Genomic DNA, 26,869 nt, shown 5'->3' on the forward strand with positions numbered 1-26,869 from the left:
CCTAAGATCCTGTCAGGCCTAAAGAGACCTTTGCCCGCAGGCGAAGGCTGCCACGACCTTCCCCACAACGGCTCGCTCCCAGACGTTCCCGTAGTTCTTCCTGAGACTGAAGCTCTCGGGAAAGCGCTTGCCCACGTTTTCGCTGAAGGCTATGCGCGTATCGTCCCTGGTCACCTGCAGGGAAACACGGCGAATACTGCACACGCCATCCGGGGAAGCCACAAGCATGTAGCATGCGTTGTCTGGTTGCCTGTCGTCCAAATCGACGACGAGAATGTCGCCTGCGTTGTACTCGGGCTCAAGCTCATCCCTTGTGATACGCACAGCAACAAGATTCTTGCGTGTGCGCACAACAGGATGGTCGCAACGCAGATAGAACCAGTCCTTCACGTCGCCGTAGACATGGTTCCTGTCCCGCTTGCAGAACTCCTCAAGCTGAGGAATGGCTATGCAGCCATCCTCTGGTACAAGGCCTCTGCCAGCTGCGTCTGTGCAAACAGGCACAAGCTGCACATCCCTTGCAGTCGTGTTGCACAGGACAACGCTCACGCCAATCCGATCGAGAACCGGACCAATGGATTCGAGATTTGGGGAGCGCGTTCCCTTCAGCCACTGTGCAAGGGTTGGCTCGCTCAGGCCCAGTGCCTGTGCGGCTTGCCTGACGTTGTTGTTGTGGTACTTGCGAACATAGTTCTTCAGGATGTCAAGGATTTGTTCACAAAAATTGTTCATGATACCCTCCTGGGGAGTTAAAAGTTTTGTGCAATCAGGAGATTGTGTCCAACATTCAAACGAATATTTTCTCACGACAAAATACCTTCGATTGCATGTTGACAGCACTCCCTGCACGACACGAGAACAGAAAGAAAAAGAAATCTTTGCAACAAAACATTTACATTTTCGAAATGGCGTATTTAATATTATTTAATGCCATAAAAACAAAACAAATATCCATCAAGGAAAATTCGAAACAATCTTTCATTCAAATCTTTCTTTTTAAACACATCATAAATAACGTTTTGAACGAATATTCACATTTTTTCTTTCAGTGCCAGAATATCCCTTCAGGATGATATTTCCGCGCCAGGGCTGCCCCTAGGGCGGATCTGGGGCAAGCCCCAATCCCCTCCTTGATCTTTTTTGCGATTTTCAGCAAAAGCAGGCCCTGCACCACGGTCAAACCGTTTCGGGCAATTTGCAGGAGAGAGAGATGAGCGAAATCCACACTTTCTATGCCCCGGACCTTGCCGCACACACGGCTGCCGGCACTTCCGGGGACCAGACAGCCGAAACTTGCACGCACATTGTGCTCGAAGGACAGGAATGCAAGCACCTTGTCAGCGTCCTGCGCCTGGGTCCCGGCGCAGAGGTGCGCCTCATGGACGGCATGGGGCACGTGGCAAGGGCCAGGGTCGAGCAGACGGACAAGAAAAAGGCCATCCTTTCCCTCATGGACGTGCAGGCAGTACCCAGGCCCTCCTCCCTGCCTGTCATGGCGCTTGCCTTCAGCAAGGCCGTGCGCAGGGGCTTTTTCCTTGAAAAGGCCGTGGAGCTCGGAGCCCATGAGGTCTGGCTGTGGCAGGGAGATCACAGCCAGGGCAAGCTTCCCGCGGACGCAAGGGACAGTTGGCAGGCCAAGATGATCGCTGGCTGCAAGCAGAGCAGCAATCCCTGGCTGCCCAATGTCAGGGCCTTTTCCAAAGGTCTTGCGGAGGTGGTCGACGCTGCTAGGGATTTCGAGCAGCACATTCTCCCCTGGGAGATGCAGCATGATGTGCCCATGGTGACCGTAAACGAACTCGGACAGCCAGGCAGAACCATCTACATCATTGGCCCCGAAGGCGGCTTTTCCCAAAGGGAGCTCGATCTGCTCTCATCCTCTGGCTACAGGGCCGTGAGCTTTGGCCAGCGCATCCTGCGCTGCGAGACAGCGGCAACCCTCTGCCTTGGCCTGCACTGGTGGGCCTCGCAGCAGGAGGGACGGCCGGACGCGCCGCGTGAACAGGCGCAAGAACCAAAACAGCAATAGCGAACAGAGACAAAACATGGCCAAGAAGGTAACCATCTACACGGACGGCTCCTGCCTCAGCAATCCCGGCGGCCCCGGAGGCTGGGCAGCCCTTTTGAGGCTCGACGGCACGGACCACGAAAAAATCATCAGTGGCGGGCTTGACTGCACGACCAACAATCGCATGGAAATCATGGCTGTGCTCATGGGCCTGCGCGCCCTGAATCAGCCCTGCGAGGTCACAGTGGTGACCGACAGCCAGTACGTTGCCAACAGCATCACCAAGGGCTGGCTCTTCTCCTGGGAAAAGAGCAATTTCCGCGACAAGAAGGGCAAGGTACGCCTGAACGACGATCTCTGGCGCCAGATGCTGACAGAGCTTCGCCGCCACAAGGTCACTGTCAAATGGATCGAGGGCCATGCGGGCCATGAGGAAAACGAGCTCTGCGACGAGACAGCCAGGGCCGTGGCATCCGGTGGCGGCCTTGAGCGGGACATGGGCTACGCGAAACAGGCAAGATTCTGAAAGCGGATACAGGACAAGGGGCGGACAAGGTATCCCCGGGAAGATCCCCTGGGCACCCTGTCCGCCCCTTTCATGATCACGTTTTTTTGGAAAACGGTTAGTAGAGGCCCAGCCTGATGGCCAAAAGGCCCAGGTACTCATGCAGGGCATCAGAGACATCGTTCAGGTTTTCCGCAGTGGGCATGATGTCCATGAGAAGATGAAAATTCCAGTCGCGAGATCTGCGATAGTGGCTCGGATACATGACAACGTCGAGCCCTTCCCTGGCAAAGAGAAGCCGTACCCTTGGCGCATGCAGGGCAGGCGAAACCACAACAACCTTCCGAAGCCCCCTTTTCTCCAGGAGTTCCCTTGTTCGGCGCGCGTTCTCGGCAGTATTGCGGCTTTGATTCTCGGCAATGAGCATGTCCTTTGCAACACCCATCTGCCCGAATATCCTGAGCGCTATGTCCGCCTCGCTGCCGTTTTCGCTGCGCACCTGGCCGCCGGAGACAAGCAGGGGCAGGCCTGTGGCCCTTTGCAGGCGAAAGGCTGTGAGCATGCTCTTGGCCATGATGGGCCCTGGCTGGCCAGTGCCGCCAATATCCGGCACGCCGCCCACGGAACCTGCACCCGTCATGACCATGAGATCACATCCTGCCACCTCTTCCATGGGCGGCACAAGGATGGCTTCCTCCAGGGGTGCGCAGACAAGGTTTGCCACAATCCTCAAGGAGCAGAGCCATAAAAGGAGGGCTGCCACAAAAAACACTCCCCAGCCCTTCCTGCGCCTTGCAAGGAAAAAAATCCCTGCCAGAAGAAGGATGAGGATGACGAGGCCTGGCGGCAGGATCCACTGGTAGCAAAATTTGATGAATTCGAGCATGGCGCGTGCCCTCCGGGCAGAATACTGCGGGACCAATCCCGCAAGGCCCTCCTCTGCAGGGAGATGCGCCTCCTGTCAAGCCCCAGACTTGCCCCTTGCCAGATGAAGCCCAACATGGCAAAGAGGCTGCACGCCACCTGGGAGCTTTCCCAGGACAGAGCGACAAACACCCTGCCGATAGTGCAGGGCACAAGAGAGACACAAAAAAACAAGGAACAGGTCGTATGCATACCATCATTGTCGGAGCAGGGTTCTGGGGCGCAGTCATAGCCGAGCGCATGGCAAGCGTTCTTGGCTGCGAGGTCACGGTCATAGACGAGCGCGCCCACATTGGCGGCAACTGCCATTCTTCCCTGGACGAGGAAACTGGCATCGAGTGCCACCGCTACGGTTCGCACATCTTCCATACCTCAAGCGAGGAGGTCTGGAACTACATCAACCGCTTCTCGGCCTTCAACGGCTATCAGCACAAGGTCTTCACCATGTGTCGGGGCAAAGTCTATACCATGCCCATCAATCTCTCCACCATCGAGAGCTTCTACGGCAGGCACATGACCCCTTCCGAGGCAGAGGCCTTTTTGCAGGCCGAAATCGCCCGCGATCGCACCGACAATCCCGCAAACCTCGAGGAAAAGGCCATCTCCCTCATAGGCAGGCCCCTCTACGAGGCCTTCATACAGGGCTATACGCAAAAGCAGTGGGAACATGACCCAAGGCTTCTGCCAGCCAATATCATCACCCGCCTGCCCTTCAGGACAAGCTACAACGCCAACTACTTTTCCGATCCCTGGCAGGGCGTCCCGGTAGACGGCTATTTCAAAATCTTCGAGCGCATGCTGGACAATCCCCGCATCACCCTGAAACTCGAAACCTCCTTCGAAAGCGTGCAGGGCTCTCTTCCCAAAGACACTCTTGTCGTCTACACGGGCCTGCCGGACAGGCTCTTCGACTACAGGTTTGGCGAGCTTGAGTGGCGCAGCCTGCGTTTCGAGTGGGAAGTGGTGCCCGTGCGCGACTGGCAGGGCACTGCAGTCATGAACTACGCAGACAGGGACGTGCCCTATACCCGCATCCACGAATTCAAGCACTACCATCCGGAACGGACTGTTCCCATGCAGAGCAGCAAATCCGTCATCTGCCGCGAATACTCCAGAACCTGGCACAGGGGCGACGAGGCCTACTATCCCGTGAACGACGAGAAAAACAACGCCCTCTACGCAAGGTACCAGGCCGAGGCTGCGAAAAACCCCAACCTCATCCTCGGAGGCCGCCTTGGTGCCTACCGCTACTGGGACATGGACAAGGCCATTGCCGACGCGCTCACAACCTTCAGGGAAAAAATCGCACCCAGATTCGGCAAATAGCCAGCAAACAAATCCTGCGAAGACAAGGGCCCCGCGCATCCTCCTCAAAAGGGGAATGCGCGGGGCCCGCCTGCTTTCAAAAAAACTTTCTAGATGTCTGCCTCTTCGTCCGTGTTTCTGCCGTAGATGGGCATGGGCACGTTGGCAAAGCGTCTTTTCAGTTCGTAATACTGATCCTCGGTGATGGGCTCGCCCTCGTGGCGGCCGCAGCGCGGACACACGTCGTTGATGATGCCAACGTAGCCGCACACGGGATCTCGATCCACAGGGTGGTTGATGGAGCCGTAGCCCACGCCCTTGTCGTGCATGTAGCAGATAATGGTCTCGAAGGCCTGAAGGTTCTTCGTGGGATCCCCGTCAAGCTCCACGTAGGTGATGTGGCCCGCGTTGGTGAAGGCGTGGTAGGGAGCCTCGATGTCGATCTTCCTGAAGGCCTTGATGGGATAGTACACTGGCACATGGAAGGAGTTCGTGTAGTATTCCCTGTCCGTCACACCCGGGACAACGCCGAAGCGCTGTCTGTCCAGGCGCACGAAACGGCCGGAAAGGCCTTCCGCAGGAGTGGCAATAAGGGTGAAGTTGAGCTTTTGCCTTGCCGACTCCTCGTCCATGCGCTCGCGCATATGAGCCACGATGCGCAGGCCAAGCTTCTGGGACTCCTCGCTTTCGCCGTGATGCTTGCCTGTGAGGGCCACGAGGGTTTCGGCAAGACCGATGAAGCCCACGGTCAGGGTACCGTGCTTCAGAATCTCGCCTATCTTCTCGTCCCAGGCAAGTTTCTTGCTGTCGATCCATACTCCCTCGCCCATGAGGAAGGGGTAGTTGGACACCCTGCGCTCGGACTGGATGGCAAGGCGGTGCAGAAGCTGGCGGATGACAAGATCAATCATGTCGTCCAGAAGGCCGAAGAACTTGTCCACATCCCCCTCTGCCAGAAGGGCAAGCCTTGGCAGATTCACGGAAGTAAAGGACAAATTGCCGCGACCACAGGTCACCTCGCGCGTGGGATCGTAGACATTGCCCATGACGCGGGTGCGGCAGCCCATGTAGGCCACCTCGGAATTGTAGTCGCCAGGGCGGTAGTACTGAAGGTTGAAGGGAGCGTCGAGGTTGGAGAAATTCGGGAAAAGGCGCTTTGCGGACACACGCATGGCCAGCTTGAAGAGATCGTGATTGGGATCCTTTGGATCGTAGCTGACGCCCTTCTTCATCTTGAAGATCTGCACAGGGAAGATGGCTGTCTCACCGCCGCCAAGGCCGCTTTCAGTTGCCAGAAGAAGCTGACGCGTCACCATGCGGCCTTCCGGGCTTGTGTCCGTGCCGTAGTTGATGGAGGAGAAGGGAACCTGTGCACCAGCCCTGGAGTTCATGGTGTTCAGATTGTGGATGAGCGCCTCCATGGCCTGGTAGGTGTCGCGCTCAGTGCGGCGCAGGGCTGTCTTTTCCGCGTAGGCGGCCAGGGCCTTGCCCTTTTGGGGATCCATGGTGGAGGTCCCTTCCTTGGCAAGGAGCTGCAGGGCCATGCAGGTGCGCTTTGCGAGATCCGGCAGGGCCAGCATGTTCACAGGCTCTATGTGGGCAACTATCTCGGCAGTGAGATTTGCAGCACTCTCGTGATCCGCATCTTCCTCGATCTCGATCCAGGCTGTCATGGCGTCCGTGTAGGCCTTGCGGAAGGTCTGGGCAACGCCTGGAGCCATGGCAAAGTCGAAGTTGGGTATGGACTGGCCGCCGTGCATCTCGTTCTGGTTGGCCTGGATGATGATACAGGCAAGGGCCGCACGGGAAATGATGTTCTTCGGGGGGCGCAAATGGCCGTGGCCGGTGGAAAAGCCGTTGGCAAAAAGCTTCAGGGGATCGATCTGGCAGCAGGTCTCAGTAAGCAGATAGAAGTCCTCGTCGTGGATGTGGATGTCGCCCGAGACGTGGGCAGCGGCAATGTCCGCGGGCAGCACATGGTGGTTACAGAAATACTTGGCTCCCTCGGAGCCGTATTTGAGCATGGTGCCCATGGAACTGTCGCCGTTCACGTTGGCGTTCTCGCGCTTCATGTCCACTGCGTGGGCAGGGGAGAAGGTGAGCGCGTCGTAGATGCGCATGAGCGCACCCTGCACATCGCGGCGGCGGGCATGATCCGCACGGTAGAGGATATAGGCCTTGGCTGTGGCCGCAAAGCCGAGCTCAATCAGGGTGTATTCCACCAGATCCTGCACGTGTTCCACTGTCACTGCGTGCTTGTCCGGATCAAGCTGCTCGATCACCTTGTCGGTCACAAGTTCGATGTCCTGATCCGTCATGATGCCCTCGCCCTCCGGCACATCGTGGGCAGCGCCGTAAATGGCAGCACAGATCTTGCCGCGGTCAAAGGGAACCATTTTCCCATCACGTTTCGTAATGGACTTTGGGATCATGACAACTCCTTGAATTATAATATAATTCCTTGAAAATAAAAACGAAAAAAAATCCGACTGGATCCTGCCGGACAGGCCTTGCCCCATACGGGAACCCGGGTAATATAATCTTTGGGCCTCCCCTGTCCAGAAGGCCGCAGGCTCGCAACACAACTTACGCAGGGAAGAGACTTTTTTCACTTGCCAGATGCCGGCTTCAACCGCCTTTCGCGTGGCCCAAGACAGGCGGGAGGAAAAATTTTTCTGCCCAAAAGGACCGGACCCGGGACCCCCAGGGAACCCATGTGGCAGTTTTGGGCAGCTCTGGTCTTTTCCTGCTTTTTGGGGCAGTCTTGCCGCGAAAAAGAGGGTTCACGGGAAGCAGAGCCCCATTTGCCCCTGAGCAGAATGGGCAAATCTTTGCCACAAAAGCCCCTCGCGAAGCACACTTGCCCGTGGTATCAAAGCCCATCTCCCCAATTTCGGGAAATCCCCAAAATTCCCTGCAGGAAAAACCCCATGCAAGACAAGACAAAAGGGCCGGAAAACGGCCTGACACAAGGGTCAGAAACCCATATACACGATCACGAACATGCTTGCGGGCACCATGATCACCATCACGATCATGACCACGGCCATGTTCACGAACACCACCACGAGCATGGCCATCACGAATGCGCAGGACACGAGCGTATCCTGACCATACGCATGCATTCCGGTCTTTCCGGGGACATGTTCCTCGCGGGTCTGCTCGGCCTTACCGGCATTTCCATGGACGAGGTCGAGGCCATACTGGGCGGGCTTATGCCGGAACTCTCCGGCTGCCTCGCACTTGAGCGCGTGGAGGTGAACGCCATTGGCGGCCTGCACGCGAAGGTAACCCTGCCCCATCAGCACAGCCACCGCACCCTGGCAGACGTGGAGGCCATCATTGAGGCAAGCTCCATGCAGGACGCTGCGAAAAAATACGCCCTTGCCGCCTTTACAATGCTTGCCAGGGCCGAGGGCAGTGTGCACGGCAAAAGCCCAAGCTCGGTTCACTTCCACGAAGTGGGCGCCCTGGACAGCATCCTGGACACCTGCCTTTCCTGCGAGCTCTTCTGTCGCCTTGGAGTGGACAGACTCGTGGCAAGCCCCCTGCCCCTGGGCGACGGCCAAGTGACCTGTGCCCACGGCATCCTGCCTGTGCCAGCGCCAGCCGTGCTGGAGCTTCTGGAAAACATTCCGGTCAGACCCTTCAACGGCGAGGGAGAAACAGTGACGCCCACTGCCATTTCCCTTTTGCGGGCCTTCGGAGCCGAATTCGGCCCCTGGCCGCGCATGGTCATGCAAAAAAAGGCCCTGGCCTACGGCACAAGGGTTTTTGCCAACGCGCCCAACGGAGCGCTCTTTGCGTACGGTCAGGCACTGGACTACTGAAAAGGGAGTGTTTCCCGGATCCTGTTTTCGGGAGGAAAAAAAATCATGCATAGCAAACGTCTTTTGACAAGGGCCATGGCGCCTGTTCTCGCCCTTGGCCTTCTTGTATTCACAGGCTGTCAGTCAGCCCAGATGCGCGGCATCACGGCTGACAACGCGGCCTACGTTTCCACGACCAGGCCTGCCCTGAAGGTTGCCGTGCGGGACATCCCCCTTGTCACCTCCGGCGCAGGCACAGGCAGGCTCTACAACGCAAACCAGCTGGGCGGCCTGCGCCTCGATACCTGGGCCTCCTTTTTCGCAAAGGGTGCCGAGGGACCGGCAGTGGTCGTAGTGCAGGCCGAGCTTCCGGACGGCTGGCAGTGGACCACGGTCTATCCGCCAGCAACTGCCGTGGACGTGCGTCCGGAGATCCTCGCAGGCAAGACCTACACGGCCTACACCCACCTTCTTGCAGCCGAGCGCGACGCCTTTGCCGGCCTTGCCGGGGAGGCTGCAGGAGAACAGGGACAGCCGGTCTACTGGCTTGTGCGCACCTTCGAGGGCATCTATCCGGAAACCCAGAGCAAGATGGTACTGCAGTACAGGGAAGCCCTGCCCAAGAGCCTCAGGGACAACATCCAGGAAGGCCTTGCGGCCGGAGCCAGGGAAACTGCGGCAATGGCCCTCGTTCACAACACCCTCTCCTCCCTGGGCAGCAGCGAGATTGCGGCCTTCAGGGAACGCGCGCTCTCGGCCATCAGCGTGGAGCGCAGCCAGTACAGGGATGGAATCCAGGTTCTCAAGGCAGACAGCATCCGCTGGCAGTACGTCAACGACGCGCTTCTTGGCCCTGTCATGGAGCGCAACATAGGCGAATAGAAAATTCGAAAATACGGTATTCGGGCGCCCCGAAAAGGCACAGTGCCTTTTCGGGGCGCTTTTTTCTTGTCCTGGCTTTTCCGGACGTTCCGGATTTTCGGACTCAGATGAGAATCTCGCTGGATGCCTTGTCCAGAAAATCCGAAGCGCTCTTCCAGTCCGGGTAGTAGCGGCCCACAAGATCGTAGAAGGCCTGGCTGTGGCCCTTCTCCCAAAAGTGGCACATCTCGTGCACGACAACGTATTCGAGCATGGCCTTGGGGTAGCGGGCCAGCATGCAGTTGATGCGTATGGTACGATTTCTGGACGTGCAGCTTCCCCAGCGCGTCTTCATGAATCTGCTGGTGATGCCGGCAACCCGCACCTGCATGAGTCTTTCGTAGCGGGACACAAGGGACCCGAGTTCGTCCGACAGGCAAAGTCTCAGGAAAAGTCGCATGAGTTCCCTGCGCTGGGCAACATCCATACCCGACTCAATGTCCATGACGATCTTTTTGCCCTCAAGGCGCACGCAAGGTTTTTTGTCCTCCCTGACCACAAGCTCGTGCCCTTCTCCCCACAACGAATGCATTTCACCGCTCTCGTAGACAAAGGGAGCAGGCAGGGCCTTGCGCATCCTGTCGCGGCTTTCGCGAAGACGCGGTACATGGGGCTCGACAAGCCTTTGTATGTCCAAAAGAGGCATGTTCAGGGGCACTGTGACCTCGGCTATGGCATCGGGTGGCTGCACGCGCAAATCTACCCTTCCGGTCGCGCGACGCTTCACGCGGACTTCCAGATCTCCAAAGCGTATGGTCTCAGGGACAAAGGATTTGTCGTTTTCCTCGCGCACCCTTTGCAGCGCGTTCAGGATCCAGTCGTACCTGAGCTTCAGAAAATTCTGTATTGCCCGTTCATCTACCTGACCCTGGGGGATTGAGATGCTCACCTGCCCCCTGGGGTCCACGCGCAGGCCAATTCTCCTGATGCCGGGCTTGCAGACCACGCTTACCGGAATGTTTCTGAACAGGACAGTCCTTGTATCCATGTCTTCTCCTGGGGGCCTTGAGGGGCGCAACTTTCGGGGCATGGTACAAAAGGAGTCTGCCCTTCCGCAAGGCTTCGAAAAAAAGTGCGCTTGACATCGCAGGTCCTGCGATTAGGATGGGCCTGACGTTAACGAAGGAGGGAGCTCAATCATGCCAGAGATGCAATGGAAATATTACCTTGGCCGCGGACCGGAAGTCGAGGACATACTGCACAGGGCCCAAAAGGCCTGGGACGATGTGCTTGGTGCCCGCCAGATCCTGCGCAACGAGTACCAGGCCAATGGTTTCATCCCCGGTGACAAGCGCCGCTACACAGTGACCGGCTTTCTCTACTACGAAAAACCCGGCTTCGATTTCATGAAATACACTCTTAGCGAGGCCAGTACTTCCGAACAGCGCTCCTTCTACCGCGCAGTCCCCAATCTGCGTCACGCCGAGGGCAAGGCCCTGGCCGAAAAGCTGGCCAGCCCCGAAGTGACCTTCGATCCCAAAAACGAGCTCATCAACCTGCTTGGCGTCAACTGCATGGCGGACTTCAGCGCCTCGGCCAACCAGACGACCACAAGCATGGTCTGGTCCACAGCCCAGCCCGTAGCCAATATGGTGATAGTGAGCATGCCAGCCGATGTCTCGAAGCAGCGCATCCTGGGCAAGGCCCCAAAGATTCCCAAATTCCTGAAGCTCATCAAGAAAGACGTGTACGATGAGCTAGCAAGGGGCAACCTCCAGGTCCTCGAAGATCTGTAGGCCCAAGGACTATCAGACCTGCACCATTCTTCCCCGCCTCCGGGCGGGGATTTTTGTTTTTCCAGGAAGGAAACGTCACCGAAAGGTGGCAGGGCCCGGCTGGAAATGGCAGGCGTTTTCTGATAGGCAGGGGCCGTTGAGTGATCGTGACCGGCCTGCAACGCTTCCCCAAAAACCGATGCTGGACACAATGCACCAGACGGAGGCTTTTGCCAGGCCTGCCCCAGGACATTTTAACCCATATATTCTGAGGTTGTTTTGAGCAACAACAACGAACCGGACAAGATTATCTACTCCATGATACGCGTGAGCAAGCGTCATGGACAAAAGGAAGTCCTCAAGGACATCAGCCTCTCCTACTTCTACGGCGCCAAGATCGGCGTGCTTGGCCTCAACGGCGCAGGTAAGTCCTCGCTTTTGAAAATCCTTGCCGGCGTGGACAATTCCTTTGACGGCAAGACAGTGCTGGCCCCGGGCTACACCATTGGCTACCTTGAGCAGGAGCCTTTGAGCAACGAGACCCGCACAGTGCGCGAGGTTGTGGAAGACGGTGTTGCCTCCCTCAAGGCCATTGCCCAGGAGTTCGAGGAGATCAACGCAAAGTTTGCGGAACCCATGGACGATGACGCCATGAACGCACTCATCGAGCGTCAGGCAAAGGTCCAGGAAGAGATGGACGCAAAGGACATCTGGGATCTGGACGCCAGGGTGGAAATGGCCATGGACGCCCTGCGCTGCCCCGATCCGGACATGCCCGTCTCGCAGATTTCCGGTGGCGAAAGGCGCCGCGTGGCCCTGTGCCGCCTGCTGCTCACTGCCCCGGACATCCTGCTCCTTGACGAACCCACAAACCATCTGGACGCCCAGTCCGTGCAGTGGCTGGAAGACTATCTGCACACCTTCCCCGGCACTGTCATAGCCGTGACCCACGACCGCTACTTCCTGGATAACGTGGCAGGCTGGATTCTCGAACTCGACAGGGGCCGCGGCATTCCCTGGAAGGGCAACTACTCCTCCTGGCTCGAACAGAAGGAAAAGCGCCTGGCCCAGGAAGAAAAGGTCGAGACCGAGCGCCAGAAGACCCTGGCCCACGAACTCGAGTGGATACGCATGTCCCCCAAGGGCCGCCACGCCAAGAGCAAGGCCCGCATCAATGCCTACGAGGCCATGCTTTCCCACGAGAGCGCCCGCAGGGCAAAGGATCTGCAGATCTACATCCCCCCGGGACCGCGCCTTGGCAAGACTGTCATCACCCTTGAGAACGTAACCAAGGGCATGGGCGACAAGCTGCTCATCGAAAACCTGAACGCCATCATCCCCGCAGGCGCCATAGTGGGCATCATCGGCCCCAACGGCGCAGGCAAGACCACCCTCTTCCGCATGCTTGTGGGCGAGGAAAAGCCCGATGCCGGCAAGGTCATAGTGGGGGATACGGTCTCCTTTGCCTACGTGGACCAGAGCAGGGCCTCCCTGACTCCGGGCAAGACAGTGTACGAGCTCATCAGCGAGGGCCGTGACACCATCACCCTGGGCAACATCGAGGTCAACGCCAGGGCCTACTGCAGCCGCTTCAACTTCAGCGGCTCGGATCAGCAAAAGAAGGTGGACGTGCTCTCGGGCGGCGAGCGCAGCCGCCTGCATCTTGCCCGCATGCTCAAATCCGGCGCTAATGTCCTGCTTCTCGACGAACCCACCAATGACATCGATGTGAACACCATGCGCGCCCTTGAAGACGCTCTCGAGAACTTTGCAGGCACAGTGCTTGTCATAAGCCACGACCGCTGGTTCCTGGACAGGATCGCAACCCACATCCTGGCCTTCGAGAACGACAGCCAGATCGACTTCTTTGACGGCAACTACACCGAATACGAGGAAGATCTGAAAAAGCGCCTTGGCAAGGACGCAGCGCAGCCGCACAGGGCCAAGTTCAGAAAGTTTACCCGCTAGGCCCCGTTGTCCCCTGGCCTGCGTGCTCCGCATTCCAGGGCCAGGACGAAGAGCGGACCAAAGAACAAAAATCCGGCAGCAGATGCTTTGTCTGTTGCCGGATTTTTGTGTGATGGTACAGGCCGTTGCCTTGGAGGGGAAGCAGGTTCCAGTGAAGCCTGATTACGCCAGAGAGACCTTGATCTGCTTGCAAAAGGCCTCAAGGGACTCAACCCTGTAGGCTGACCTCAGGAGCCTGCGCAGCTCCTGTGCGTCCTCTTCGCTCTCGATATAGGCGGTCACTGGCTTTGGAAGCGAGCCAAACCTGTCCTCGAGAGCATCCAGCAGCATTTCCTGACGGCCTTCCAGACGGCCTTCCTGGCGCCCCTCGGAGAGGTACTTCTCCTTCCATTCCTCACTCCACTCCTCGCTCCATTCCTTCTTCCAGGCTGCCTCCTGCCTGGCCTTCCACTTCAACAGATTTTCTTCCAACATGGCGTCAAACTCCTGCAAATTTGTAGCTTTCGGTATATATTCCGCGATCCCTATATTCTGTCCGACATACTGTAACCATTCGATGAATGCAATTTGCAAGGACTGGGACTCCTCTCCCTTGAGGAGTTGCATCATATCTCTGAACGCCTCGCGGACATCTTCCATGCCCTGTGCCTGTTCCACCCGAATCAGTATTCCTGCCAGTCCCTTGCCGCGCTCCTGAAGAGTCTGTGGTGAAACAGCCTTCTCGTCCAGCAGAAAATAGCGGTGTTGGGGACGATAGAGCTGCAGCCTTGAGGACATGGGGGCGGTATACAGAGAAGCCACATCCAGTGGGACCTTCCATGCCACGCCCCCATTGTAGAGGACAATCGGGAAAACGTCCGGCAATGGGTGATGAGGAAGAATCTTTTTTGTCTCCACAAGCTTGAGCAACAACAGGGAGGTGTAGGAGAGCATCCTCAGTGGCATCCAGGGATCCTGTTTGCTCTGGAATTCCAGAAGCAGCACCAGATAGAGCCACTTCTGCTCCTTCCAGTGGATGCGCCAGACAATGTCGTTATGCCTCTGGCTCAAATTGTCTGCCACGTAGTCGCCGGAGCAAAGCTCCAGGGTCGAAAAATCCAGGTCATCGACAAATCGCTCAGGAACAAAGTCCCGGAGAAGAGATTCCACCATCAGGGGATCGCTGAAAAACCTCTTGTATGCGGCGTCATGAGGCGTATGATGAGGTGTATATTTTGTTGTTTCCAATTTGTTTTCCTAGCAAAGTTGCAGATTGCTGACAAGACAAGCGCAAAGCCCCGGAATCTCCTGTAAAACAGCCTCGTTATGATGTGCATTCACAGCTGCCCGAAAAATCCGAATCGCCCCTAAGGGCCGATCCAGACTTCCCGGACAGTTTCAGAGTGTTCGCTAGAAGGTCCACTTTACAAGCAGGGACCCGGAAATGCCTTCTCTTGTGCCCACGTATCCAGTCACTCCGAGATCCACGGTGAGGGGAATGGTCTCGCTGGGAGTAATGGTCAGGCCTATTTCGCCAATGCCCGTATCACCCCGCAGGTCCGGCTCCAGAATGGGCAGGTTGTTGGTGGTTGCGGAGGATTCGCCGTCAAACTCGTGCTCCCAGGCCACGCCGATGTAGGGAGTGATGTATTCGTTGACGCGATAGTCCAGGCGGGTACCGAAGCGCAGGCGACTCGAATCGATATCCTCAAAATCCACTTCCTCGCCTGTGGAGAGTGTCACGCTGTCGCCGCACTCCCTGGTCCAGAGGTACTTTCCATAAAATTCGAGGCTGGCCTGTTCGTTGATGTCCCAGATGTAGCCAAGGCCTGCGTGGAAGCTGTAGTAGGGAGCGTAGCTGTCGTACTCTGCCTCGCGTCCGAACCCGTCACGCAGATCCTCATTCGAATAGTTGTTGTAGAGGCCACCCATGCGGCCACTGCCCTCGACATAAAAGTGTCCGGGGCCGGTGTCCGCAAAATCCATGCGGGCAAGCAAACCCCAGCCAAGGTAGTAGCTGTCGCCCTTGCCGTCGTAGGAACCGTGGCCGTCAAAGGAATTGCTGGTCTTGTAGGAACCTGTGCCGTACTCAAAGAAGGCGCCGACAGTCACACGTCCGGCGTCAAATCCCTTGCCCAGGGCTATGCCTGTAAGCATGTTGAAGCTGTTCAGATCCGCATGAGCACCGGTGTTGTAGCGCACCGAGGAACCGGAGACCGTTGCCCAAGGGGTGAAGGTCACGTCCTCCACTTCCTTTGTTGCGGCCATTGCTGCCTGCATGCCGCGCGTAGCCACAAGATCTGCACCCTGTAGGGTCAGCATCAAGCCAGAGAGATAGCCCTCGGAAATGCCCTTGGCGCCGTCGATGGTGCCGTTTTCAGAAGGTTCCAATCGAATATAAATACCAGTTGTATTTATTTCGGGGAGCGGCTCTACAATTAAGGATTGATTAACACCATCCCCTTGAATTATGGTAGAACCTATTTTTATTCTACTGTTATTAGTTGTTATATTTTCTATAATCCGTTCACTTCCAAGTATTTTCATTACTGATAAAATATATCCTTTAGAAATATCAATGTCTCCATTTATTGAGATATCAAATGAACTATTTGATATATTACATCCTCCTGATACTTCTAATATAGTTCCTGCATTTTCATTATTTTTATAATTATTATTTATAATAAATATAAAATTTGAATTTTCAGCATGTAGATAACCATTATAATGTACACTAGTTCCATCTGGATGTAATTTATTATTTGTTATGTCAATAATTATTTTGTCATTATTATTAAATTTAATATTAAGATTTTCACCATATCCAGTATCTTTAATTTGTGTATTTCCATACATTATTAAACTTTTAATATTTTGAAGTGGCTTAGATACATTTAGTGATCCACTTTTTATAATATAATTCAATTGTGACGATTCACTATAATTATCATTACCATGCGAAATATCATAATTATTATTTTTATCTATTATAAGTGTTTTATCTTTTATATAAACGCCGTTATCTATATGTGTAATATTATTATTTTCTAATAAAATATAATTATATAAATTATTTCGTTTATTTATATCATCTAAATAATAAAATATATTTTCTTTATCTGAAATTAAATTTTTATTTTGTAAATAAATATTATTGAATGCATTATCTGTAGAAAAATTCGCATCTGCTCTGACATTCAATGGGCACGAAAAAGCGAGCAGCAGGGAGAGCCCTGCAGCCGCAAGAGAGTGCGCAGGCAATGCTCTCCGTTTGTGGCAGCCCGACGCGTGTGTGCGCATCATGGATTTGTTCAGCATGACGAAGCCTCCTTGGAAATGATGATCAAGCTCGCAATCCAGAGTGTGTGATGTGGCGACATTCCTGACGCTCCAGTGCCACCAGATCCGGCCAGGAACTCGCCCGGTAAAACAGTGCTTTTCCTGTGCTCCTCCCTCAACTTTGTGGAATCAGGTCAATTTTCTGAGACATAAAGAGTTGAATGCATATTCATGCAAGAAATTCATTCACTTGAAATAAGATCTTGATACGCAAATATTTTTACAAGAGTTCGATATTTCAGTAATTTTAAGAATTGTCAGATTTTAAAACAGAAAATTTTCATTTTTTCAAAAATTTATATTCTTGTATTGACAGAAATTCCGTTATGTATTACACAATATTTAAGCCACTGACATATTGTTATTATTGAAAATGAAACAGTATGGGATCATTTCAATACTAACATACTTCATCTTTAACAGAAAGACCTTTGTTTTAAACACTATTAAAATCATAATACTTGTATTTTGCAGACAACAAAAAAAAAGCAGACTCTGTCGTTACAACCTCCATGGTTGCACGACCAGTCTGCCTTTGCCTGTACTGCCCTGCCCTGTGCAGTATCAGTCTCCTGCACGGGTGGCGAGTTCTGCCTGTTCGTTCTCTTTCTGTCTCTTGCAGGATGTTCTCAGGGCGTCACAATAGACGCCCTGCATGCGATAATACGCATGAAGGCGCATGAAAAGCCCGGCAACACGCCCCTCTAATTATATATGATGCGGGCCAGTCTCCTGCCGGGATTTTCTTCGGAATGGCCTGTCCCGGGAAAAGGGCTGTATTTCCTATATTTCTACCAGCACGCCCTTCTCGCACACACCCTGGGCACTTGCCCTGACAAACTCGCGCCTGCCGGCCCCCTCCTCCAGCTTCTGCAGGGATGCAACGGAGATGAAACAGGGGGTGTAGAAGGCGTCCACAGCGTGGACGCAACCCTCCACAAGGTGTCCTTCCGTGGCATCAAGGGCGAGAGCCATGTCTAAATCTTTGCTTCTGGCCTGCCAGAAAGCCCTGGCCCTGTCGGCTACAACAGCCCTGACCTGCGCTGCCCTTAGGGCCTTTTCCTTTTTCTCGACCTGTCCGGCAAAGCCTGCTGCGGCTGTTCCGGGACGCCGCGAATAGGGAAAGACATGGGCATAGGTAAAGGGTGTCTCTTCGATAAAGCGACACAATATGTCTACGTCCTCTGGCGTCTCGCCAGGGAAACCCACGATGATGTCAGCCCCAAGGCCCATGACCGGCCATGCTTTGGAAAGGCGCTCCAAGGCCCTTGTCAAAGTCTCTGCGCTATAGTGCCCCCTGCCCATGCGTTTCAGGACAAAGGAGCTTGCGTGCTGCAGGGAGATATGGAGATGGGGGGCAATGAGAGATGTCCCTGCAAGAATTGAGCAGCCCCTCTCGTCGAGCTGGGAGGGTTCGAGAGAGCTTATGCGTATTCTGCGCTTGCCAGCAAAATCAGGTGCAAGCTCGTCCTCAAGCCTTTGCACAAGCTCCCAGAAATCCCCGAATGCCCTGTTGTCGCGCCCGTACTGTCCAAGATTGACGCCGGAGAGCATAATCTCTGCGTGGCCCTGCAAAAGCCGCCTGGCCTCGGCCACCACTTCCTCTGGTCTTCTGCTCACATGGGGCCCGCGCGTAAGTGGCACAATGCAGTAGGTGCAGCGGTGCGTGCAGCCGTCCTGTACTTTGAGAACTGGGCGCACCCTCTTGTAGCGTTCGATCTGCATGGCGGGATAGGGACGATCCCGCAGGTCCTTCCAGTGCGTGGCTTCCACGTCAGGAGTAACAATAACACCCCTGGTATCCGTGCGTTTTTGGCAGGACAACTGCACAAGATGGGCAATGACATCCTCCCTACACAGGTCCTCCTTGCGCTCCTGCACGAAAACGGAGTCGGGCCTTGGGACAGGGGCATGGCGCCTTGGCACAAAGTCCGCCACAAGACGTGCTGCACACCCGGTGAGCACAAGAAGGGATGAAGGAGAGTCGCGATGCATGCGGGTCAGGGCATTGCGGGCATCGCGCTCTGCGCGGGAGGTGATGGCACAGCTGTTCACAAGCACAAGGTCGGCTCCTGCAGGGTCCTCGACCTCGCTTCCGCCTGCACGCATCCAGGCCTCGCGTATGGCCTGGGTCTCGTACTGATTGACCTTGCAGCCAAAGGTGACGCAGGCAAAGGTCCAGTTGCCCTGTCCTCTTGCCGCATCGTGTGCCGTGCCGTGGCTTTCCGCATAGTCCATGTTCAATCCTGCCTTCTCCTTGTGCTGCCCCTACTCAAAGGGGCGCGATGTCGCGCGCATCCTAGCAAAGCGGGGCACAGCCATCAATGAGGTTTGGAACATGAAAAACTGCTATTGATACTTTTTATCGAAAGAATTATATCCATCTTGGACAACATGTTCTCCCGAGTTGTGAGGATACTATTTCCACATGACAGACAATATAACCCTTGTGTTTTCATTTCAAGTCAACAGTTTTTCAGAAATCTGATCCTTATCACAAATCAATATTCACGCAGTTTTCATGGCAATACAAGCATATATTTTTTATTTCTCGAAAAACTGCAAAAGAATATGTTCGCCTGTGACAGGGTTTTATCCCATGAATCAAATAGCTGTTGCCAATACACTTGCCCTGTGCTATTCTGTTTCAGCATGGCAGGAATAAACCTGAAACATGCTCCAACCCATGGCGAAGCACAGTAACGGGACAAAAAACGACAAGGCTTTTGTTCCGTATGGTCTCTCACCAACATACACCGCAGTAGTGCCAGGAGGTTCCCATGGACTTTTGCCCGCAGTTGCCTGCCTTGGGTCAGGCCCTGCCCGAGTTTACCGCCAACACGACACAGGGGACGCTGACCCTGCCTGCCGACGCTTCAGGCAAGTGGCTCGTTCTCTTCAGCCATCCTGCAGACTTCACCCCTGTGTGCACAACCGAGTTCTGCTCCTTCCAGAAGCGCTACGCAGGCTTCAAGGAACTGAACTGCATGCTCGTCGGCCTTTCCATCGACCAGGTCTTCTCCCACATCAAGTGGCTGGAATGGATCAAGGAAAAACTCAATGTGAACATCGAGTTCCCGGTCATTGCCGACGATTGCGGCGATATTGCCAAAAAGCTCGGCATGATCCACGAGGGCAAGGGCACCAACACAGTCCGCGCGGTCTTTATCGTCGACCCCAAGGGCATTGTGCGCCTCATTATGTACTACCCCCAGGAAGTGGGCCGCAACATGGATGAAATCCTGCGCGTTCTGAAAGCCCTGCAGACTTCCGACACCCACTGCTGCGCCATTCCTGCCAACTGGCCCAGAAACGGCCTTATCGGCGATCACGTCATTGTTCCCCCGCCGTCAGACGTGGAAGGCGCAAAACAGCGCATGAAGACCTACGAAGGCTACGACTGGTGGTTCTGCCACAAGCCTGTGTAGATCCTGACTCAATCCCAACTCAAGAGCGCAGTATTTGAATTTCTACCGGGACAGTGCAGGAAACCCTGCACTGTCCCTTCCCATACGGCCCGACCCAAAGGAGTGTACCATGGCAGATCCTCATGACATGTGGCGTTGTCCTGTTTCCAACTGCGGCTATGTCTACGATCCCGACAGGGGCGACCGTCGCCGCAAGATTCCCAAGGGAACAAAATTCGAAGACCTGCCCGACGACTGGACCTGTCCGGTCTGCGGAGCAAGCAAGAAGAACTTCCGCCGGATTTCGGACGAAGCCTGATTCGCAGCGATACACAAGACGCGAGGGGAGAGACAGCCCAAGGGCAGTCTCTCCCCTTTTTTCATTTGCCCAAAGCCCGGACTATTTCTCGTCCTGTTCTTCGTCCCTGGAGCTTTGGTAGGCCCACTCGTCGTACAGGGCGTCGGTGTCCGCATCCCAGGGAATATCCTCGGGCATGGGAGGCATGTCGGACCGGGCAAAATCGTCCGGAAATTCGGGCAGGATTGGCTCATCGGGATCCGGCATGTAGTCCGGCAAAATATCTTCTCCCGGCATGAAGGGAGGCTGTCCCAAAGAGGCCTGCCCGCAGCGATCTTGCGCAAGGGAGTCCGGACCTTCGGGCATGGCCCTGCGTACCGCACTCTGGCGCGCATTTTGGGGAACAGCTCCCCCAGCGCCCTGCTGCCCCTGCAGGGCAGAGAGGTCTGCGGAAAAGCGGCAGTGCGGATACCCGCTGCATCCCCAAAAGGCCCCACGCGCGCCGTTGCGCTGCACAAGCGGCTTTCCACAGCGCGGACAGCTCGGCGTAACACCCTCCTGAACCGCAGCCTGTGCCTCTGTCCTGGGATTTTGCGTACTTGTCAGGGATACAATCTGTGCGGGCTGGCCTGCATCCCTTGTGTAGCGACACTGGGGGAATCCGGAACAGCCATAGAATGCTCCCCTGGCGCTCTGGCGAAGAACAAGGGGCTTGCCGCAACGAGGACAGACTTCCCCTGCACCATCCGTGTTATGGGCAGCACTCTCGGGTGCCTGTCCCCCGTTCTGTGCAGGCTGGCCCGCATCCCTTGTGTAGCGGCACTGCGGGAAGGCGGAGCAGCCATAGAACGCTCCCCTGGAACTCTGGCGAAGGACAAGAGGCTTGCCGCAACGAGGACAAACCTCTTCTGCTCCTTCCACGCCACCAGCTCCGACACCTTCGGGCGCTGCTCCCCTGCTCTGTGCCGGCTGGCCTGCGTCCCTTGTGTAGCGGCACTGCGGGAAGGCGGAGCAACCATAGAATGCTCCCCTGGAACTCTGGCGAAGGACAAGGGGCTTGCCGCAACGAGGACAAACCTCTTCTGCACCTTCCACGCCATCAGCACCTTCGGGCGCTGCTCCCCTGCTCTGCGCAGGCTGGCCCGCGTCCCTTGTGTAGCGGCACTGCGGGAAGGCGGAGCAGCCATAGAATGCTCCCCTGGAACTCTGGCGAAGGACAAGGGGCTTGCCGCAGCGAGGGCAAACCTCTTCTGCGCCTTGTTCGTTGTGGACTGCGTTTTCGGACACTGTTCCCTCCTGCTGGGTTGCGGAACTACTGGCTCCCCCAAGCACGGGCTCTCCGCTGTTGTCACTGGTCGCAAAGCGACACTGGGGAAATCCGGAACATCCCCAGAACGCTCCCCTTGGGCCCTGACGCTGGACAAGGGGCTTGCCGCACTGGGGGCAGGCTGGCCCGTCAACCTCTCCGGCCCCGGTGGTATTCTTCTTTCGCCCTGCCCCGGATTTGGAACTTCCGCGCCCCCTTGGCTGGTGGGCCTCCCCTGGCGTGTAGGAGGCATCGGTGGCAAAGATCTCCTCTATGACAGCCGGCAGGGTCGCTGCGTAGGAGGCGACATAGTCTGCGCACTCCCTTCTGCCTTCCTGGATTTCGGAAAGGGCCCTTTCCATGTCCGCTGTCATGAGGGGATCGCGTATGACCGCAGGGCTGTTTTTGATAACATCCCTGCCGAGCTGGGTGGACAAAAGGGACTTGCCCTGCTTTTTGATGTAGCTGCGCAAAAAGAGGGTCTCTATGATGCCAGCCCTGGTTGCGACAGTGCCAAGGCCCTCGGTTTTTTTAAGGATCTTCTCGTCCTCTGCGCTGGCACCCCTGATGTAGCGCTGGATGTTCTCCATGGCGTCCACCAGGGTACCTTCCGTAAAGCGGGCGGGCGGTGTAGTCATGGCCTCTTCCACTGCCACGTCCCCGGCAAGGACCTGCTCGTCCTTCGCAACCCCTGGCAGGACAACGTCCCTTGCCTGGGCGTCCTCCTTCGTTTTTTTGGCAGCAAGGGCAGGTCCTGCGTCCCTGAAGGCTGTCCAGCCCGCGCTTTCCTCCACCCTGCCGTTCGCGCGCCACAAAAAGCCCTCGCAGCGCACGTCCACCCTGGTCCGCGTGAAGATGTGGGGTGGCAGAAACTGCCAGGCGTAGCGGCGGCAGATGAGGGTGTAGACCTTGGCCTCGCGCTCGCTCAGGCCCTTGGCAGGCTCCTGCGTGGGGATAATGGCGTGGTGGGCACTGACCTTGCCTGTGTTCCAGGCTGCAGAGCGCCGCGCAGGATCGCAGGCTGCGACCATGTCCTGCATGCCCTCGAACTTTCCCACTGCCTGCAGCACTCCCGGAGCGTCTGCAAACTGCTCGACAGGCAAATACTGGCAGTCCGTGCGCGGATAGGAGATGAACTTTGCCTCGTACATGCGCTGGCAGGCCTGCAGGGTGGCCTGCGCGCCCAGACCATACCTTGCCGAGGCCTCCTTCTGCAGCTCTGTGAGATTGTAGGGTAGCGGCGCCTGCTCCTGCACGCGCTTGCTCTCCACAAGGCTCACAAGGCCAGGCTTGCCGCTCACAAGATCCCTGATGCGCAAAGCCTCGTCCCTGTCCACCAGACGCTTTTCGCTGTCCGCGCCCTTCATGTCCGCATCGACAACAAGTTTTGTGGGCAATATGCCTGCCTCGGCTGCAAAGGGACAGGTCAGCTTGTAGAAGGGCTTGGGCACAAAGTTCTCGATTTCGAGATCCCTTGCGACCACCAGGGCAAGAGTGGGTGTCTGCACGCGGCCAAGGGAGAGGACAGTGTCAGCACCGCGGCTTCTGCCGTGTATGGTCATGGCCCGGGTCAGATTGATGCCGGCCAGCCAGTCGAGCTGGGAGCGGGCACGGGCAGCCTCGCGCATGCCCGCAAACTGTGCGTTGTCGTGCATGCGGGAAAGCTCGCGCCTCAGGCTCGTCGCGTCCAGGGCCCGGGTCTGCAGGCGCAGGACCCTGCCTTCGTAGCGGACAAGCTCAAGCACCTCGTCCACCAGAAGCTGGCCTTCCCTGTCAAAGTCCGCGGCGTTGACAGCAGAGGGGCAGATGGCAAGGAGCGCACGTATGACCTCGAGCTGATCGGCTGCGCCGCGCTCTGAACGGGGCAGAAGAATAAACTTGTCCGGAATGATGGGCAGCGTTGCCCTGGACCAGGACTTGTAGCCTGGATTGTAGGCCTCGGGCGGGGCCTGCTCCAGAAGGTGTCCGGAAAGCCAGGTGATGACAACGTCCCCGCACTTTATGCAGGAGCCAAGATTCACCCTTGGTCCAGGCAGGGCGTCTGCCAGGGCCAGGGCTATGCTGTGCTTTTCTGCCAGGTAGACTGTAGCTCCCCTGGCCTCCTCGGCAAGACGCCGAAAATCCGTCCTGGGGTACGCTCCAGCCTTTCCGGATCTTCCTGCGGGCTTGCCGCTGCTCCGCGTCCGTCCTGTCTTTGCGCCGGTTGTCCCTGCGCCTGTGCCTTGTGCTTTCCTGGGCAATGTGCTCCTCCGTATCCTGCCCTTGTGATGATCCCCTGTCCCTTGCGGGCATGCAATGCCCGCCTGTTCACGTGCCGAACGCGCACTTTAGCGCAAGGAGATACTCTGGGCAAGACAGTTGCAAAACCCGAACTAGTAAAAACCAACATATTGAAAACATTTGCTTTCAATAACAAATGCTCCCTGCTTTCCATCTCGCCGGGCAGGGGCATGACCTTGCTCCCGGGACGGCAAAAGGATAGCCTTGCGCTCTCATTCATCAGGCCCGGAACAAGGAAGGCATATGATCCCAAAACTTTCCAGCAAGGCCCTTGCGGCTCTTCTCTCGACCCTTGTGCTTGCAGCGCCTGCGTTTGCCGGCACAAGCCAGGTCCCATCGTCCCAGGCTGGCACGGAAAAATCGTCCCAACTCTTCCCCTGGACCTGCAGGACAAAGACCCTGCAAGCAAAGAAGGCAAGGCCCGAAAGCGCTCTTCAGGGCGAATGGCTCTCCTCGATCGATCCCGCACGCGTCCTGGACATCAGGGAAGATCGCTTTTCCCTGCAGGGCACTGGCCGCAATCTGAAGGGCAGCGTTGCCCAGGAGGGCCCGGAACTGGTCTTCACCCTGGAGGACAGGACATCCTGCCGCGTCATGTGGCAGCTTCTCGGGGACGGCAGGCTTGCTGTCAACTCGGGTCAGGACCTTATGCACAGGCGGGGGGAACCGGCCATTCCGGCCACTACCGTGCGCCAGTTCGGCAACAGCGAGTGCCGCTTTACGGTGACTGTCCCGAGCGTTTTGCCCATGGAGGAGACCGAGGACGGCGTGCGCATCATGAGCATCGAGCGTGACGCTGTCATGCAGATTCTCTCGGGCACAACGGACAGAAACTGCCACGACTTTGCGAAGGCCATAGCCGCTGCCCTGGGCAGTACGGACTTCAAGGCCGTGGGGGACGAGGGCAATGCCTACACTTTTACGGCCGAGGTGCGCGGTGTCCCTGTCATGCAGTACATAGTCATGGAAGGCAGGCAGTATCTGCACATCTCCCTCATGGGCCAGTACAACAAGCTTGTGGCCTATCTGAAGAGTGTGAAGATTGTGGACAGCGCAAAGGACAGCAAATAAAGGCTGCAAGGCAATGACAGAATTTGAAAAGATGCGCGCAGGGCTTCTCTACAATTGCCTTGATCCGGAGGTGAGCGCTGGCTACTGGCGGGCTCTTGCCCTGTGCGAGCGCCTGCGTGCGACAAGGGACAAAACGGAACAAGACAAAATCCTGTGCGAGCTTGTCCCCGCTCTTCCAGCCACAGCCAGTATCGAGACGCCCTTTTTCTGCGACACGGGAACAGGCATAGAGCTTGAGGCGAACGTGCGCGTGGGGCCTGGCTGTGTTTTCAACGACACAGGGGTGATCCACATAGGCGCCAATACGGACATAGGACCTGGCTGCCAGCTGTGCACTCCGCACCATCCCATTGACGCCGAGCTTCGCAAAACCGAAGTGCAGTACGCCTTTCCCATACGCATAGGCGCAAACTGCCGCCTGGGAGCCAACGTCATTGTCTGTCCTGGCGTCAGCATAGGCAACAATTGCGTCATAGCTCCTGGCTCCGTGGTCACAAGGGACATCCCGCCCCGTTCCCTGGCCGCAGGTTGTCCTGCAGGGGTTGTCGCAAGCCTTGAAGAAGGCCGAAGTGAGGATGAGCCCCGCCTTCATGTGCGCGACACAAGGATACGGGAGCTTTGCGCAAGCCTTGAAACGCTCCCGCCGGACGAGGCCGAATACGAACAGGTGCTTGAGGCCCTTCTGCCCCAAAGGATGGAAGGGGCCATGGTGATGGCACCCTTTGTCTGCGCAAGGGGCAGCAACATCATCCTGGGAGAAAAGTCCTTTGTGAACTACAACGCCACATTCTGGGACGAGGCAGGGATCCGTATCGGCAGCCACACCCTGATAGGACCGGACTGCCAGCTTTTCGCAAGCCCTTCCCTGGCAGGTCCCGGAAAGAAGGCGGACATCGGCATAGGAGACGACTGCTGGCTTGGGGGAGGGGTCACTGTGGTCCCGGGAGCAAGCATAGGCGATCGCTGCATCATAGCCGCAGGATCCGTTGTCTGCTCGGATATCCCTTCGGACAGCCTCGCAGCCGGATGCCCGGCAGTGGTCAAGAGAAGGCTTGAGGCTCACGGGGAAGGAGACAAGAAGGTTGTCGAAGAATGTGCCTCAAGCGAGCTCGAAAAAATGCGTTTGGGCATGCTCTACGACTTTGCGGATCCGGAGATTGTCCGAAGCAATGCGAAGGCCCGCAGGCTGTGCGCAAGCTTTCAGACAGCCTCGCGCGACGAGCAGACATACATTGTGCGCGACCTTGTCCCAAATGTCCCCCAAAGCGTGCACATCACCCCGCCCTTCCATTGCGATCACGGGCACGGCCTTGTCCTTGGCGAACACGCGTACTTCAATGCGGACTGCGTGGCCCTGGACTCCGGCCGCATCAGTATAGGAGCGCACACCCTCTTCGGGCCCAAATGCCAGCTCTACACGCCACAGCACCCCATAGACTACAGGGAAAGGCGCAAGACAAGAGAGTCCGCCCTTTCCATCACCATTGGCAGCAACTGCTGGTTCGGGGCTGGCTGCGTGGTCTGCCCCGGTGTCCGTATTGGCAACAACTGCGTCATTGCCGCAGGCTCTGTCGTGTGCCACGACATTCCCGACAACGTGCTGTGTGCGGGAAGGCCTGCCAAAATCAAGCGCTCCCTTGCCTGAGAGGACATTGGCCGCAAGGGTGCAGCAAAGAATTTGGGGTAGAAGGGTTTGGCAATGGCAGGGTAATCCCCTATCAGGGAAGAATCAGCGCACAGTCTCGCAGGAGGATCAGATATGTTTATCCCCCAATCTTCCCTGACCTGAACTTCCCACTTTGTACCACTCAATTGACTTCTTGACCGTTATTCTGCAGCACCTTCCATACAACATATATAGATTATTGATATTTTTTTTGATACTTGGGTCTGACAGTTGCTTTTTGAGGGCAAATTTTTGAGTGGTACCTTTACCACTCAAAAAAGGTGGTCCTGAAGGCTATTCTCGGCCTATGAAGCCATCGACAGGTCGACATGGTCCTTGAGTGGTAATTTTTGGGAAGTTCAGGC

General features: G+C 56.3%; 19 protein-coding genes. 11 read left to right on the forward strand and 8 right to left on the reverse strand.

The annotated features are described in order from the left end of the window. Positions 1-18 precede the first annotated feature (18 nt). A complete protein-coding gene (locus B5F76_RS05060; protein WP_087351934.1) occupies positions 19-732 on the reverse strand; it encodes an XRE family transcriptional regulator in 714 nt (237 codons plus the stop codon). Between the two features lie 478 nt (positions 733-1,210). Here B5F76_RS05060 and B5F76_RS05070 point away from each other — a divergent pair, with 478 nt between their 5' ends. Further along, entirely contained in the window at positions 1,211-2,029 is an 819-nt protein-coding gene (locus tag B5F76_RS05070) for a 16S rRNA (uracil(1498)-N(3))-methyltransferase (RefSeq protein ID WP_087351938.1), read from the forward strand. 16 nt (positions 2,030-2,045) lie between these two features. Beyond that, complete coding sequence (rnhA, locus tag B5F76_RS05075) at positions 2,046-2,534, forward strand: ribonuclease HI (RefSeq protein ID WP_087351980.1); 489 nt, start codon at positions 2,046-2,048, stop codon at positions 2,532-2,534. Positions 2,535-2,631: 97 nt separating this feature from the next. Here the strand turns inward: rnhA and B5F76_RS05080 are convergent, their stop codons facing one another. Beyond that, on the reverse strand, positions 2,632-3,399 hold the full coding sequence (locus B5F76_RS05080) for a YdcF family protein (protein WP_087351940.1): 768 nt from the start codon (positions 3,397-3,399) through the stop codon (positions 2,632-2,634). Between the two features lie 224 nt (positions 3,400-3,623). Here B5F76_RS05080 and glf point away from each other — a divergent pair, with 224 nt between their 5' ends. After that, the gene (gene glf, locus B5F76_RS05085; RefSeq protein ID WP_087351942.1) at positions 3,624-4,763 is read left to right on the forward strand and encodes a UDP-galactopyranose mutase; all 1,140 of its coding nucleotides are present in this window, start codon (positions 3,624-3,626) and stop codon (positions 4,761-4,763) included. Between the two features lie 89 nt (positions 4,764-4,852). Here the strand turns inward: glf and B5F76_RS05090 are convergent, their stop codons facing one another. Next, positions 4,853-7,174 carry an anaerobic ribonucleoside triphosphate reductase gene (locus tag B5F76_RS05090; protein ID WP_204218331.1) on the reverse strand — a complete coding sequence of 774 codons (2,322 nt, stop codon included), beginning with the start codon at positions 7,172-7,174 and terminating at the stop codon, positions 4,853-4,855. A gap of 498 nt (positions 7,175-7,672) precedes the next feature. Between B5F76_RS05090 and B5F76_RS05100 the strand changes: the two genes are divergently transcribed. Together B5F76_RS05100 and B5F76_RS05105 are read left to right on the forward strand one after the other, a co-directional pair. After that, positions 7,673-8,572, forward strand: coding sequence for a LarC family nickel insertion protein (locus B5F76_RS05100; protein ID WP_087351946.1), 900 nt, complete (start codon positions 7,673-7,675; stop codon positions 8,570-8,572). 45 nt (positions 8,573-8,617) lie between these two features. Beyond that, positions 8,618-9,433 carry a DUF4851 domain-containing protein gene (locus B5F76_RS05105; RefSeq protein ID WP_087351948.1) on the forward strand — a complete coding sequence of 272 codons (816 nt, stop codon included), beginning with the start codon at positions 8,618-8,620 and terminating at the stop codon, positions 9,431-9,433. A 103-nt stretch (positions 9,434-9,536) separates the two neighbouring features. On the opposite strand, the gene B5F76_RS05110 is transcribed toward B5F76_RS05105, so the two are convergent. Further along, positions 9,537-10,460 carry a M48 family metallopeptidase gene (locus tag B5F76_RS05110; protein WP_162608691.1) on the reverse strand — a complete coding sequence of 308 codons (924 nt, stop codon included), beginning with the start codon at positions 10,458-10,460 and terminating at the stop codon, positions 9,537-9,539. Positions 10,461-10,611: 151 nt separating this feature from the next. Here B5F76_RS05110 and B5F76_RS05115 point away from each other — a divergent pair, with 151 nt between their 5' ends. After that, positions 10,612-11,208, forward strand: a complete 597-nt coding sequence (locus B5F76_RS05115) for a hypothetical protein (protein WP_087351952.1) — start codon at positions 10,612-10,614, stop codon at positions 11,206-11,208. A 258-nt stretch (positions 11,209-11,466) separates the two neighbouring features. Then, a complete protein-coding gene (gene ettA, locus B5F76_RS05120; RefSeq protein ID WP_275074533.1) occupies positions 11,467-13,155 on the forward strand; it encodes an energy-dependent translational throttle protein EttA in 1,689 nt (562 codons plus the stop codon). 162 nt (positions 13,156-13,317) lie between these two features. On the opposite strand, the gene B5F76_RS05125 is transcribed toward ettA, so the two are convergent. From B5F76_RS05125 to B5F76_RS05140, 3 genes are all read right to left on the reverse strand, one after another. After that, positions 13,318-14,382 carry an Rpn family recombination-promoting nuclease/putative transposase gene (locus B5F76_RS05125; RefSeq protein ID WP_162608692.1) on the reverse strand — a complete coding sequence of 355 codons (1,065 nt, stop codon included), beginning with the start codon at positions 14,380-14,382 and terminating at the stop codon, positions 13,318-13,320. Positions 14,383-14,544: 162 nt separating this feature from the next. Next, positions 14,545-15,525, reverse strand: coding sequence for an autotransporter outer membrane beta-barrel domain-containing protein (locus B5F76_RS14770; RefSeq protein ID WP_162608693.1), 981 nt, complete (start codon positions 15,523-15,525; stop codon positions 14,545-14,547). Between the two features lie 1,734 nt (positions 15,526-17,259). Next, positions 17,260-18,714, reverse strand: a complete 1,455-nt coding sequence (locus B5F76_RS05140; RefSeq protein WP_087351961.1) for a MiaB/RimO family radical SAM methylthiotransferase — start codon at positions 18,712-18,714, stop codon at positions 17,260-17,262. 542 nt (positions 18,715-19,256) lie between these two features. Between B5F76_RS05140 and B5F76_RS05145 the strand changes: the two genes are divergently transcribed. After that, the gene (locus B5F76_RS05145) at positions 19,257-19,904 is read left to right on the forward strand and encodes a peroxiredoxin (RefSeq protein ID WP_087351963.1); all 648 of its coding nucleotides are present in this window, start codon (positions 19,257-19,259) and stop codon (positions 19,902-19,904) included. Between the two features lie 109 nt (positions 19,905-20,013). Further along, positions 20,014-20,202: a rubredoxin gene (locus B5F76_RS05150; RefSeq protein ID WP_087351965.1), complete on the forward strand. Its 189-nt coding sequence runs from the start codon at positions 20,014-20,016 to the stop codon at positions 20,200-20,202. An 81-nt stretch (positions 20,203-20,283) separates the two neighbouring features. Here the strand turns inward: B5F76_RS05150 and B5F76_RS05155 are convergent, their stop codons facing one another. Next, complete coding sequence (locus B5F76_RS05155; RefSeq protein ID WP_087351967.1) at positions 20,284-23,727, reverse strand: DNA topoisomerase 3; 3,444 nt, start codon at positions 23,725-23,727, stop codon at positions 20,284-20,286. A gap of 283 nt (positions 23,728-24,010) precedes the next feature. Here B5F76_RS05155 and B5F76_RS05160 point away from each other — a divergent pair, with 283 nt between their 5' ends. Then, on the forward strand, positions 24,011-24,838 hold the full coding sequence (locus B5F76_RS05160) for a hypothetical protein (RefSeq protein WP_087351969.1): 828 nt from the start codon (positions 24,011-24,013) through the stop codon (positions 24,836-24,838). Between the two features lie 13 nt (positions 24,839-24,851). Beyond that, the gene (locus B5F76_RS15095) at positions 24,852-26,483 is read left to right on the forward strand and encodes a DapH/DapD/GlmU-related protein (RefSeq protein ID WP_204218333.1); all 1,632 of its coding nucleotides are present in this window, start codon (positions 24,852-24,854) and stop codon (positions 26,481-26,483) included. The last annotated feature ends 386 nt before the right edge of the window (positions 26,484-26,869 follow it).

It is taken from the genome of Desulfovibrio sp. An276, from assembly GCF_002159665.1.
GTDB classification, from domain to species: Bacteria; Desulfobacterota; Desulfovibrionia; order Desulfovibrionales; family Desulfovibrionaceae; genus Desulfovibrio; species Desulfovibrio faecigallinarum.